Origin of the sequence: Brachyspira aalborgi (genome assembly GCF_008016455.1) — a bacterium.
Taxonomy (GTDB): domain Bacteria; phylum Spirochaetota; class Brachyspiria; order Brachyspirales; family Brachyspiraceae; genus Brachyspira; species Brachyspira aalborgi.
Genome location: NZ_SAXU01000001.1, coordinates 1,609,817 through 1,622,587, shown reverse-complemented (window position 1 = coordinate 1,622,587; position 12,771 = coordinate 1,609,817). Strand labels below are relative to the sequence as shown.

Below are 12,771 nucleotides of genomic sequence, written 5' to 3'. Positions count from 1 at the left end.
TTATTGCTTAATATTCTTAACTAAAGAAAGATTTTTTTCTATATTATATCTATATCTTAAATCGGTTATTAGTAATTGATATTTTTGCTGCGTCTTTGCTTCTATAACCAATGTTTCAAGCGCTTTTTGAGCTTCCGCATAAGGTAAGGAATCTATTTTATATAATTTTCCATATTGTTCGTAAACTTGATTTATCTCTTCTTTAGTTGGTTTTTCAATTGTAGCTCTTATAGTTTTGTCTATATAATGAGAAACTATGGCGCTTCTTGTAATATAATTTTCAACCGTCTTTGCTTCAGGTTCATTATAAAAACCAACTTTATTAGCTTCGTATATCATTATCTCTCTAGCGACAAAAGCGGTAAACATATTATCTCTTGCTTGAACTCTCAAAGCTGGCGGTATATTTTCTCCAGATTGTCTTAAAGCCTGATTAAACATTTCATTAAAATTTGACAAAGGAATTTTTTTATCGTCAATAATAATGCAAGGGTCTTTAGTTGGCGAATATTCCAATTTATAATTTGTTTTAGCTTCGTTTATCATTTTTTCATATTCGTTTCGCATACGCTCTTGCAAAATCGTATATTCTATATCCATAGCCACTTGCTCGTATCTTACATTATTTCCTCTTGCAGCTTGAAGTCTTTCTCTATTATTATTAAAAAAATTTCTTTTCTCTTCTTCAGAAACTACAGAAAAATCGTCTCTCACTTTTTTTTGCATATATAATTGAGCTATTTGATTATCTCTTTCTTGCGAAATTGCTAATGTCAACTCTTCGTCTTTATCAAAACCTTCTTCAACCGCTTTAATATAGATTAATTCCTGTTCTATAAGAGTCGAAACAAATTGCCATAATTGTAAATCGTTCGTAAGGAGCATATTTAAATTTTCTGCAGGAAGTCCTCTTAAATTTGCAATATTTGAAACTTCTTGCATAAAATCATTAACAGTGAAAAGTTTTTTTAATTCTCCTTGAGAGTCTCTTATTCTTATAACCCAATTATTATCTTGAGAATATAAACTTAAAGATAATGAAAAAATTAAAACTATAAAAATAAAAAATTTATTAATCTTAAAAATCGTCATCGGATTCCTGCCTGCCTCTAAACAAATTAATTATAGACTTTATTATATTCGCTATGCTTAAATTTTCCGTCCAACCTCTCGCGGCGGAAGTAAAATTATATATGCTATTTGATATATTATCGAAAGCGTCATGCATATCCTCTAAAGTTCTTTTTGTTCTTTCCGTTTCCGAATCTACAAAAGAAGCTATATTATTAACTTTATCGCTAATAGATTCTATATTGTCAAGTATTTTATCGAATTTATTTGTAAATCTAAAATAGCTTGCAAGCAAAATAAAAAATATAGCCAATGATAAAATTAATATAGCTATAGCGATAAACGCCAAAGATATAGCTATAACATTTATTTGAAATACAATATCTTCCATTTTATTTAAAATTAATCTTCCGCAGCGGATTTTTTTCTTCTCTTATCAAGAAAGTCGCTTGTTTTTTCTTTGCCTTTTTCGTATAGCTCGGTAGTTTTTAAAACGCCTTTATGATATAAATCGTCCACTTTATATTTTAAATTATCAATAGTTTCTTTAATATCTTCTCTCGTTTCTTCGCCCGATTTTGGAGCGAACAAAATGCCAAGCGCAACTCCAGCGGTTACGCCCAATATAAAAGAAAATAATCCTGATACTTCTTTAGACATGTATGTCCTCCTATTTTTTATCTTTTTATTTGAATAAATATTAAATTTAATTTAATTTTTTGTCAACTAAAAAAATCAACTTTTTCAAATGTTAATTGCTTTGGACTTCGTTATTGCAATGAATATATTTTTATGAATTAAAAAATATAAATAAAAAATATTTCACATAAAACATAAAGCTTTAAATTTAAACTGTTAATGTTTCACCGAAAGTGGGCAATAGTTTGTTTTATTAATTTTTATTTTTTATTATGCTAATTATAATCCTATCTTCTTTTCCTTATAAAAAAATTTCATTATTTCATTAACATAATCGCTTGAAGTGTCGAGTAATATTTTTTCTATAGAATTTTTTTTGAGAAAATTTAATTTATATTCCATAATTTTATTTTGTTCCGACAAATATTTATTTCTTATCGATTTATTTGACATATCAAAATATACAAAATCTCCGTTTTCAGAATCGGACATAACTAAAGTTCCGCCAAGATTAGGAAGTTCATATTCCAACATATCGTTTACCAAACATACTATAAAATCATGTCTTTTTTTAGTTATTTCAATTTCTTTTTTAGGAAGTTCGGAGCATATATCGGTTATTAAAAAAGTTATGCTTTCTCTTAATTGAATTCTGTTAAAATATTCCAAAGTATTCGCTATATTTGTTTTTATATTTTTAGGTTCAAATTCTATAAGCTCTCTTATTATTCTTAAAACATGATTTCTGCCTTTACCCAAAGGAATAAATTTTTCAACCGTATCGGTAAAAATTAAAAGTCCTACTTTATCATTATTTTTTAAAGCGGAAAATGTAAGCAAAGCCGAAACTTCGACTATTAGATTATGTTTTGTTTTTGTAAATCCGAAATTTGTTGAAGCTGAAAAATCTGCAAGTATTATAACATTTAATTCTCTCTCTTCTCTAAATCTTTTTATAAAAGGCTCGTTATATCTTGCGCTAACTTTCCAATCCATCGCTCTAACATCGTCTCCTATAGAATATTTTCTAACTTCGTCAAATTCTATTCCATGTCCTTTGAAAGCGGAATGATATTGCCCCGAAAAATAAGAATTTACTATTCTTGAAGTTTTTATTTCTATTTGACGAACAGATTTTAAAAGTTCTTTAGTCGTTATATTTTTATTTCCAAACATTTATTTTCCGTTTATTATTTTTTAAGGTAGAATTTTAATTTATATGTTATATTAAATGAAATAAAATACAATACTATATATGATAACTATTTTATTGACTTTTTAATATTATATGATATTCTAAAAACACTATATAAATTAGGATATATATGATACAAAATCTAACCTTCAATTTAATAGGCGGATTCGGGCTTTTTATGTTCGGGCTGAAACTATTTTCGGACGGTTTGCAAGAAAGCACCGAAAGTAGATTAAAAGAGATATTGCATAAAGTTACAAATAATAAAATACTTGGAATATCTTTAGGTTTTTTAATAACGGCTATAGTTCAATCAAGCAGTGCCGTTACGGTTATGACGGTTAGCTTCGTTAATGCAGGAATATTAAATTTAACTCAAGCGATTAATATAATACTTGGCGCAAATATCGGAACTACGATTACGGGATGGATAATTTCTTTAGATATTGATGTTTTGGCTTTGCCTTCTTTAGGAATAGGCTCAATAATCGTAATATTTTGCAGCGAAAATAGAAGATTAAAATTCTTTGGCGAAATATTAATGGGTTTTGGAATGATATTCTACGGACTCATTTTAATGAAAAACGCATTTGAAAGCGTGCGCGGTTCTGAAGAATTTGAAAAAATATTTTTGATAGCAAACGCCGACACATTTAAAGGCAGATTTTTATGCGTAATGATAGGAATGATAGTGACGGCAATAATACAGTCGAGTAGCGCAGCGCTTGGAGTTACAATCTCTCTTGCAATTGTCGGTTTAATAGATTTTCCAACTTCGGTAGCGTTAATACTTGGGCAGAATATCGGAACTACAATAACGGCGGTTTTGGCGACTTTAAACGCTTCGACTAACGCAAAAAGAGCGGCTTTGGTTCATAGTCTTTTTAATATATTCGGCGTGGTTTATATGTTTTTCTTATTTAATCCGTATATAAAATTGGTTAATTTTTTGGCGGGTTTTATAGTTTCGGGCGGAGTTTATAAAGTCGTTAATAATAATTATGTTAATATATCTTTTTATATAGCGGCGGCTCATACGGTTTTTAATATAGCTAATGTTATAGTATTTTATTTTCTAACCGATAAACTTGAAAAAATAGTTTGCATTCTAATAAAAGAGAAAGACGATGAAAAACATGCAAGTTTGCTTTTAGATAAACTTTTAAATATGCCAATATCGGCGGAAATAGAAGTTAGAAAAGAAGTGACTTATATGGGAGAGATTGCAAAAAAAATGTTAATTAGAATAAAAGAATTATTTGATAATCCGAGCGAAAGATTATTAAATAAAATAAGAGATAACGAAAAACTTTTAGATAATACCGATAACGAAATTCACACTTTCTTGCTTAAACTTTTAGGAAAAAATACTTTAAACTCTTCAAATATAGCTTCTTTAATAAATATAAGCACTTATTACGAAAATTTGGGAGATAATTTAAAAGATTTGGCAAAAGCGATTATTAAAGGAAACGAAAAGCGAACTTTATTTAACGAAATTCAAAAAAAAGATATACTTAAAATGATTAATAATAATGTTGAGTTTATAGATTATTTATCGACTTTAATTCCTCAATATTATTATATAAATAAAGAAAAAACTTACGAAGAAGCGATTGAAAAATATCATCAAGTGAAAGATTTTTATTATCAAGCGAGACAGAGACATTATGATAATGTGGATAAATCTTTAATTCCTCCACTCAACGCTCATTTATACGGCGATGTTTTGGTTTATTTCAATAGGTCAATTTCAAATCTTGTAAATATAGTCGAAGAGATAACGGGAAAAGATAAATAAAATTAAAAATAAATAAAAAACAAAAAGGAGTTTAATTTTGAAAAAAGTATATATAGCGGGACATAAAGGATTAGTCGGAAGCGCAATAGAGAGAGTTTTTACAAATAAAGGTTATAAAGATATTATTAAAAAAACTCATAGCGAGCTTGATTTGAGAGAAAGAGATAAAGTATTTGAATTTTTTAAAAAAGAAAAGCCCGAATGGGTAATATTATCAGCGGCAAAAGTCGGAGGAATTTATGCAAACGACACTTATCCCGTTGATTTTTTACTTTATAATCTTCAAATACAAAATAATATTATCGAAGCGTCTTTTGAAAATGGAGTAGAAAAATTATTATTTTTAGGCTCAAGTTGTATTTATCCTAAAGAATGCCCGCAGCCAATTAAAGAAGAATATTTACTTTCGGGATATTTGGAAAGCACGAATAGAGCTTACGCTTTGGCAAAAATATCGGGAATAGAATTATGCGCCGCTTATAATAAACAATATAAAACAAATTATATAGCGGTTATGCCATGCAATCTTTACGGAATTAACGATAATTATCATAAAGAAAACGCTCATGTAATTCCAATGCTTATTAGAAGATTTCATGAAGCGAAAATAAATAAAGATAAAGAAACAATTATTTGGGGAAGCGGAACGCCTTTAAGAGAGTTTATGAATTCTGACGATTTAGCCGAAGCATGTTTATATTTAATGGAAAATAAAGACGCAAAAGAAATAGGGAAATTTATAAATATCGGAAGCGGAAAAGAAATAACTATAAAAGATTTGGCTAATTTGATAAAAAAAGTAGTCGGTTTCGAAGGAAATATAATTTTAGATTCTTCAAAACCTGACGGCACAATGAGAAAATTATTGGATGTTTCTAAAATAAATAATTTAGGTTGGCATTATAAAACCGAACTTGAAGAAGGTTTAAAAATTGCTTATAATGATTTTTTGAAAAATTATAAAGATTAACTATTTATAATAATTAAAAACAATTAAAATAAAAACGGAGATTTAATTAAAATGAGTAAAACTAAAAAAGCGCTTATTACGGGAATAACGGGACAGGACGGTTCATATTTAGCGGAGCTTTTGCTTGAAAAAGGTTATGAAGTTCATGGAATTATTAGAAGAAGTTCGTCTTTCAATACGGGAAGAATAGAGCATTTATATCAGGATTTTCATGTAAACGATGCGAGAGTTTTTCTTCATTACGGAGATTTAGCGGATAGTTCGGCTTTATCGAGATTGCTTGAGAAAATTCAGCCCGATGAGATTTATAATTTAGCCGCTCAAAGTCATGTTAGAGTAAGTTTTGATATACCCGAATATACGGCGGATGTAGTCGCTTTGGGAACTATAAGAATTTTAGACGCGATTAAAGAGACGGAAATAAAAACAAAATTTTATCAAGCTTCTACAAGCGAATTATACGGTAAAGTGGTTGAAACTCCGCAAACTGAAAAGACGCCGTTTTATCCAAGAAGTCCTTACGCTTGCGCAAAATTATATTCTTATTGGATTACTGTAAATTATAGAGAAAGCTACGATATGTATGCTTGCAATGGAATATTATTTAATCATGAAAGTCCAAGAAGAGGCGAGACTTTTGTAACTAAAAAAATTACTCATGCGATTGCAAGAATATTAAAGAAAGAACAAGATAAATTATATTTGGGAAATTTGGATGCAAAGAGAGATTGGGGATATGCAAAAGATTATGTAGAGGCAATGTGGCTTATGCTTCAACAAGATAAAGCGGAAGATTATGTTATAGCTACGGGCGAGACGCATTCGGTTAGAGAATTTTTAGACGAAGCTTTTGGTTTAGTCGGATTAGATTGGAAAAAATATGTAGAAATAGACCCGAGATATTATAGACCTGCAGAAGTCGATTTACTTCTTGGAAATCCCGCGAAAGCAAAAGAAAAATTAGGATGGAAACCTAAAACGACTTTTAAAGAGCTTGTAAAAATAATGTTAGAATACGATTTAAATAATTGCGGATTAAGTTTAGATAAAATAAATAAAAATTAAAATGTATTTGAAAAAGAATTTAATAGAATATTTGGTTTGGATAATTCCAATTTATAGATTGAGAAATAGAATAAGAAATAATTCTATCTTTCTTAAAGATTTGGGTTATAGAATAAATTATGCAAGTTATAAAGATAAAATTAAAGATAAGAAAACTTTTTTCGTGCGAAACGATTGGGCGATAAACGAAATAGAATTTAAATATAACTATTTTTATAATTTTATAAAAGATAATTATATTCCCGATTTGGAAATAAGCTATAATCCCGATATTGAATTTTTCGGACCAAACGGCAGAAGATATTTTTTAAATAAATCGAAAGCTAAAATTAAAATTTTTTATACGGGCGAATGCGTTTCTAAAAATGCAATAGAAAAAATTTGGAGTAGATTTTCTGATAATTGCGTCAATTATATCGATTTGTCTTTAGGCTATGATAGATTGGACGAAAATAAATTTAATAATTATGTGAGATTTCCTATTTGGATAAACTATAATTTTGGCAATATATTAGAAAGAAATTATACGAAAGATAAAATTAAAGAAACGATAGACAATATTAATAATGCAAAATCTAAAAAGAATAAATTTGCTTCGTTAGTTGCAAGTCATGACATTCCGAAAATTAGAACAGAAATTTTTAATAAAATTAGTAAAATTGGCGAAGTGAAATGCGCGGGAAAATTATTACACAATGACGATGATTTGAAAAATGAATTTAATAATAACAAAATAGAATATTTAAGAGATTTCAAATTTAATATTTGTCCCGAAAATACAATTAGCGATGGATACATTACGGAAAAATTATTTGATTCTTTCAAAGCGGGATGCATTCCGATTTATTCGGGAGATGAAAATATTGAGCTTGACTTGATAAATAAAAATGCATTGTTGTTTTATATAAAAGACGAAGACAATTCGGAACTTTTAAAAGAAGTTGAAAGATTAAATAAAGACGATAAATTATTTGACGCTTTTCAAAATCAAATAAAAATTAACGATTCTATGGTTGATTATCTTTGGGAGCGAAGAGAGAAAATTTTAAATAGATTAGAAGAGCTTATAAACGAAAGATTGAAATAAATTTAAAATAATAAATAAAATAATTTTTTAGGAAATAAAAATGGTTTTTCTGTATAAAAGATTTGGAGACAAAAGCAATAGGCTTCTTCAAAATATGCATTTTGAGGCTTATTGTAAAGATAATAATATAGAATATCATAATCTTGAATTTTACGACATGGAAGATTTTTACGGAATAAAAGATAAATACAGTTTTAAGAAAATTCCTAAAATATTTTTGCCGAATTTAAATACTCGTTATAGCATAATTGAAAATCTTTCTAAATTTGCAATAAAATTAAATATCAAAAATTTTTTAATATTTGATTATATGAATATTGAAGATAGAAATAATATCGCACTTTACGATAAACAAATATTAGAGAATAGAGATAAAACGATTTTTGTGTCGGGTTGGGAATTTAGAGTTCCCGAGCTTGCTATTAAATACAGAGATTATTTTAAAAAAAAATATACTCCAAAATTAGAAATGTCTTCATATATATATATATATATATATGAAAGAATTTGAAAAATATGATATAAAAGTCGGAGTTCATATAAGAAGAGGCGATTATAAATATTGGAATAACGGAAAATATTATTACGAGGATGAAGTTTATAACGATAAGATAGAGCAATTTTCTAATTTATTTAAAGACAAAAAAATATTATTTATTTTATTTTCAAACGAAGAGATAACTTTGAAACCAAAACAAAATTATATTATTTCAAAATGCGATTGGTATGAGGACCATTATTTGCTGAGTTTATGCGATTATATAATAGGCGCGCCTTCCACTTTTACGATTTGGGCAAGTTTTATAGGCAATGTTCCTTTGATGCATATTTTAAGTAGAGACGATAAAGTAGATTTAAATAGTTTTAATGTAAATGTGGATATGACGCCGATTTAATTAAAATTATATTATTAATAGTATATAGCTTGACTTTTTTATTTTAAAATTTATAATGTTATATAAGTTTATAAATTTGATGGATAATATATGGCAAACAAAAAATCTAAAGATGAATTGCGGTATAATTTTTTTATAAAAAAGACTTTAATTGTTTATTCAGCAAGAGTAATTATTACCGTATCTTTTTTACTTTTAATTTATGGAACATTTTATTTAATGGTAAAATCTGGAGATAAAGAAATAGTAAAATATATATCAAAAACAATTATAAGTTTATTTGAAAGCGATAGAAAATTTGCCATTTCATTTGCTTTTAATTTATTGCTTCTTATATTATTAATCATTAATAGAATTAATTATAATAAATTAAAAATATATAGGAACAAATAATTATGATTACAAAAGTATTTGTATATATGATATTTATTTTATTTATAATATATATGTTTTCTATAGTGTGGAAAAATATATTTATACAGATTGGCATAAGATATTTAATTTCTAAAAGGGAATATATTAGCAATGATACGCTTATAAATAAAAGAGATAAAAAGAGATACATAAAAAATATAGACATATTAATAGATATATCTGATAATTTTTCTATATTAGAACATATAATAGGTTTTTTTATGGCTAAAAAAAACGGACTAATTAATAATAACAACGATACAACAGATGATAAACTATTAGATAATATTATATCTAATTATATTAAATTCATGGCTTGTAGTTCGTTAATGCTTTTTGTATTCTTAATATTATTTTATATTATTTTATCCGTATTAAATTTTATATTAAATATGTTTAATAAGTCAATAAATATTATAAAAAATTTACATATATATGGGTATCAATATATAAATCTAAATATTAATAATCATATGATGTAAATTATAATAATTTTTTATTAAAATTGTATATTAAGAAAATATTTATCAAGCTTTACTTTTAAATAAATCCCCAATCTGTCTAATAATTCTCTTAATCTCTCTGCTTAAATTATGTTTTAACGAAAAAGGAATTAAACCGAATCTTTTAATCGCTATTTCAAAATCGGCTTCTCTATCGCATTCTATTTTTGAAGGATGAATAATATTTTCAGTATCCATTGGATAAGTTTTTCTGTTAGCGTTTTCATCTTCGGAGTTTGAGGTATGCGTGGAATCCGCTCCAAAACCTATATTTGAAACCATATTTAAATTTGGATTTATGCATATTCCGTCTTTTGAAATTATGCAGTAAGTCCATTGATAATCCCAAGTGTTTATATCGCCCGTTCTATAAAACCAATTTTTCCAATAATCTCTTATATTAAAATCTTTATATCGTCTCTTCAAAGTTTTCTTCGTATCTTTAAAACTTATAGTTTTCATTGTAGAATCGTAATATTTCCAAGCTCGTCTCCAACTCGCCCAACCCCAACAATGCTGAATTGTCGCAAAATAATAACTCGCTTCGCCGACTTTTCTGTCTAAAGGAGAATCGCCCGTAATATGCATTATTCTTTCGTTGTCTTTATAATAATTTAAAAGTTTTTCACAGTAATCAAAAAATGAAATTTCCGCTAAACAATCGTCCTCTAAAATTATTCCTTGTTCGACATTTTCAAAAAACCATTGTATAGCTCCCGCTACTCCATCGCAACAACCTAAATTTTTATCTCTAAATAATGTTTTAATTTTACATTCAAAATTTATAGCTTTTAAAACCGCTTCTCTCGTTTCCAAACATTTTATTTTTTCATTTTCGTCTCTCCAACCGTCCGCCGCTATATACAAATATTTAGGTTTAACTTGTTTTATAATTTCTAAAACTTTTAACGCGGTTTCTTTTCTTTTGAAAATTATAAAAAGTATAGCCGTTTCAAACATAATTATCTCCCCGTTAATCCGATTTTCTTTAATAAATATCTTCTTACTTTATCTCGCAATTTGAAAGTTGGAATAAACCAAACTATTTTATCTATTTGTTTTCGCTTTTTAGCGTTTTCTTCGTAAGTGATATTTCCGCCCGCTTCTATCCATATTTTATTATTTTCTTCCCATTCTTTATTGTAAGTTCCTCTCCAAAATTTCGCAGGTCCGATTGCATGAATTATATGAGAATTAGAAGCATTTTTAGAATTTGGAAAACAACAAAATGTTTCTCCAGCGTCTAATATCTTAATACTAAATTCTTGAACTAACAGATTTAAAACTACCAAATCGTTAGTTTTATATTCTTCTGATTTATCATATAGCCATTTTGTCATACCTTGATAATTTATTTTATCAGATATTATTATATTCCCGTCATAAAAAGATAATATATTTATATTATAATTATTATTTTTCTTTATTAATTTTATACTCTCTTTATTTTGAGTAGTTTGACAAATTGGAGTTTGCGATAAAGTTGCATATAATTCAAAATCTAAATCAAAAATATAAGACATATCTTTTTGTATAACAATATCCGTGTCGACATAAAATACTTTTTCGTATTTTTCGAGCAAATTGAAAGCCTCAAAACGAGCGTAAGTAAAACTGCTAAAATGATTTAATTCTCTCAAGTTTAACATTTCTTTTGAAAAAGGCGATTTATATATTTTAATTATTATTCTTGGAAAAATATTTTTAAGAGCGTTTTCGTCTTTGCCTTCAAGTTTGTCTGTTAAAAATATTATATCGTAATCTTCGGCGCTCAAATTTTGAAATAAATATTTTTTCGCGCCGATAATAACATTTCCAACTGCAAAGGCTTCGTTTCCTGTCGAGCATAATAGTAAGGCAATTTTCTTTTTCATAAATTATGCTCCTTCGCAAAAAATGCAATAGCAAAATGCCCTGAAAAGAATGCAGGGAAATGAAAAATTTTAAAGTTATCGCTTGGCTTGGCTTGGCTTGGCTTGCGAATTCTCAAGTTTAATTTATTAATAATACAATTAAATATTGTCATTTGCAAATTATTTTATATTATTTTAAAAATTTTATCAAGCATTTTAAATTAAAAAGGCCCCTTATAATAGGCAAACTGGCGCCCAATTCGATTGACTTACCGTTGCTTCCTTCCGAACCTGGCGGATTCATCAGGAATTGCCGCAGAAGCCCATTATAAGAGATATAAAATATTTATTATTGTTTATCGCTTAACGGAGAGAGTGGGATTCGAACCCACGATACTGTTACATATACGCGACTTCCAATCGCGCTCCTTCAACCGCTCGGACATCTCTCCAACCGTGCCTAAGAAGACTTGAACTTCCAACCTCCAGAACCGCAATCTGACGCTCTATCCAATTGAGCTATAGGCACATAAACATTTTATACAATATAACATAATTACTCTTTTTTTGCAAATATTAATAAATATTTAATAAAAAACATATTTCATTAAAGCGTTTAGATTAAAAATATATGCAATATAATATATAATAACATATATTTATTTTATAAACTATAAGGAGATTTTAATGATTGATAAATTAATTATAGCTACGGCAAATAAACATAAATTAATTGAAATTGAAGCAATTTTTAAAGAAACGAAAATATCGGCTATGCCTAAAGAAATTCCCGAAATACTTGAAGACGGAAAAACTTTTATACAGAATTCTTTGATAAAGGCGAAAGCTGTTTATAACTTTACAAAAATTCCTTCTTTAGCGGACGATTCGGGACTTTGTATTAATTCGCTTGGAGGAAATCCAGGAATATATTCGGCAAGATACGGAGGAGAAAATTTAAGCTATAAAGAAAAAATGCAAATTATTTTAGACGAACTTAAAGACAAAAAAGATAGAAGCGCTTATTTTATAACTTCCGCCGCATGCGTATTAAACGAAAAATATTATATAGTAGCGGAAGGAAAAGTTGAAGGAAAAATAATTGAAAGCCCAAGAGGATTTGAAGGTTTTGGATACGACCCAATATTTATGCCAAACGGATTTGATATAACTTTTGCCGAAATGCCTTTAGATAAAAAAAATTCTATAAGCCATAGATTTATTGCAATGTCGAAAATGAAAGAAATATTATCTTGCATTTATAATTATTAATTTAT

The 12,771-nt window shown here is 27.5% G+C and carries 15 protein-coding genes, 2 tRNA genes and 1 other RNA gene; 9 read left to right on the top strand and 9 right to left on the bottom strand.

Annotated elements, in window-relative coordinates; all coding sequences use genetic code 11:
* From EPJ79_RS07305 to EPJ79_RS07290, 4 genes are all read right to left on the bottom strand, one after another.
* Complete coding sequence (locus EPJ79_RS07305; RefSeq protein WP_244289088.1) at positions 1–1,092, bottom strand: peptidylprolyl isomerase; 1,092 nt, start codon at positions 1,090–1,092, stop codon at positions 1–3.
* Entirely contained in the window at positions 1,079–1,462 is a 384-nt protein-coding gene (locus EPJ79_RS07300; RefSeq protein ID WP_147738993.1) for a DUF948 domain-containing protein, read from the bottom strand. The genes EPJ79_RS07305 and EPJ79_RS07300 overlap by 14 nt, the downstream gene beginning before the upstream one ends.
* An 11-nt stretch (positions 1,463–1,473) precedes the next feature.
* Complete coding sequence (locus EPJ79_RS07295) at positions 1,474–1,731, bottom strand: YtxH domain-containing protein (RefSeq protein ID WP_021959534.1); 258 nt, start codon at positions 1,729–1,731, stop codon at positions 1,474–1,476.
* A 258-nt stretch (positions 1,732–1,989) separates the two neighbouring features.
* On the bottom strand, positions 1,990–2,886 hold the full coding sequence (locus EPJ79_RS07290; protein ID WP_147738992.1) for a DUF58 domain-containing protein: 897 nt from the start codon (positions 2,884–2,886) through the stop codon (positions 1,990–1,992).
* A gap of 149 nt (positions 2,887–3,035) precedes the next feature.
* Here EPJ79_RS07290 and EPJ79_RS07285 point away from each other — a divergent pair, with 149 nt between their 5' ends.
* The 8 genes from EPJ79_RS07285 to EPJ79_RS07250 all read left to right on the top strand — a co-directional run bounded on the left by EPJ79_RS07285 (position 3,036) and on the right by EPJ79_RS07250 (position 9,620).
* A complete protein-coding gene (locus EPJ79_RS07285; protein ID WP_147736691.1) occupies positions 3,036–4,706 on the top strand; it encodes a Na/Pi cotransporter family protein in 1,671 nt (556 codons plus the stop codon).
* A 37-nt stretch (positions 4,707–4,743) separates the two neighbouring features.
* On the top strand, positions 4,744–5,676 hold the full coding sequence (locus tag EPJ79_RS07280) for a GDP-L-fucose synthase family protein (protein WP_147738991.1): 933 nt from the start codon (positions 4,744–4,746) through the stop codon (positions 5,674–5,676).
* Positions 5,677–5,727: 51 nt separating this feature from the next.
* Positions 5,728–6,741: a GDP-mannose 4,6-dehydratase gene (gmd, locus tag EPJ79_RS07275; RefSeq protein ID WP_147528723.1), complete on the top strand. Its 1,014-nt coding sequence runs from the start codon at positions 5,728–5,730 to the stop codon at positions 6,739–6,741.
* Position 6,742: 1 nt separating this feature from the next.
* Positions 6,743–7,828, top strand: a complete 1,086-nt coding sequence (locus EPJ79_RS07270) for a glycosyltransferase family 10 domain-containing protein (RefSeq protein WP_244289087.1) — start codon at positions 6,743–6,745, stop codon at positions 7,826–7,828.
* Between the two features lie 40 nt (positions 7,829–7,868).
* The gene (locus EPJ79_RS07265) at positions 7,869–8,339 is read left to right on the top strand and encodes a hypothetical protein (protein ID WP_147738989.1); all 471 of its coding nucleotides are present in this window, start codon (positions 7,869–7,871) and stop codon (positions 8,337–8,339) included.
* Positions 8,326–8,724, top strand: a complete 399-nt coding sequence (locus EPJ79_RS07260; protein WP_147738988.1) for an alpha-1,2-fucosyltransferase — start codon at positions 8,326–8,328, stop codon at positions 8,722–8,724. Before EPJ79_RS07265 ends, EPJ79_RS07260 begins: the two co-directional genes overlap by 14 nt.
* Before the next feature lie 90 nt (positions 8,725–8,814).
* Positions 8,815–9,117, top strand: coding sequence for a hypothetical protein (locus tag EPJ79_RS07255; RefSeq protein WP_147738987.1), 303 nt, complete (start codon positions 8,815–8,817; stop codon positions 9,115–9,117).
* A gap of 2 nt (positions 9,118–9,119) precedes the next feature.
* Positions 9,120–9,620, top strand: coding sequence for a hypothetical protein (locus EPJ79_RS07250; RefSeq protein ID WP_147738986.1), 501 nt, complete (start codon positions 9,120–9,122; stop codon positions 9,618–9,620).
* Positions 9,621–9,665: 45 nt separating this feature from the next.
* Here EPJ79_RS07250 and EPJ79_RS07245 read toward each other — a convergent pair whose 3' ends face one another.
* The 5 genes from EPJ79_RS07245 to EPJ79_RS07225 all read right to left on the bottom strand — a co-directional run bounded on the left by EPJ79_RS07245 (position 9,666) and on the right by EPJ79_RS07225 (position 12,023).
* Entirely contained in the window at positions 9,666–10,601 is a 936-nt protein-coding gene (locus tag EPJ79_RS07245) for a nucleotide-diphospho-sugar transferase (RefSeq protein ID WP_147738985.1), read from the bottom strand.
* 2 nt (positions 10,602–10,603) lie between these two features.
* Positions 10,604–11,515, bottom strand: a complete 912-nt coding sequence (locus EPJ79_RS07240) for a glycosyltransferase (RefSeq protein WP_147738984.1) — start codon at positions 11,513–11,515, stop codon at positions 10,604–10,606.
* A gap of 213 nt (positions 11,516–11,728) precedes the next feature.
* Positions 11,729–11,823, bottom strand: an RNA gene (gene ffs, locus EPJ79_RS07235) — signal recognition particle sRNA small type.
* A 38-nt stretch (positions 11,824–11,861) separates the two neighbouring features.
* Positions 11,862–11,946: transfer RNA gene (locus EPJ79_RS07230), tRNA-Ser, on the bottom strand.
* 3 nt (positions 11,947–11,949) lie between these two features.
* Positions 11,950–12,023: transfer RNA gene (locus tag EPJ79_RS07225), tRNA-Arg, on the bottom strand.
* 158 nt (positions 12,024–12,181) lie between these two features.
* Between EPJ79_RS07225 and rdgB the strand changes: the two genes are divergently transcribed.
* The gene (gene rdgB, locus EPJ79_RS07220; RefSeq protein ID WP_147738983.1) at positions 12,182–12,766 is read left to right on the top strand and encodes an RdgB/HAM1 family non-canonical purine NTP pyrophosphatase; all 585 of its coding nucleotides are present in this window, start codon (positions 12,182–12,184) and stop codon (positions 12,764–12,766) included.
* Positions 12,767–12,771 lie beyond the last annotated feature (5 nt).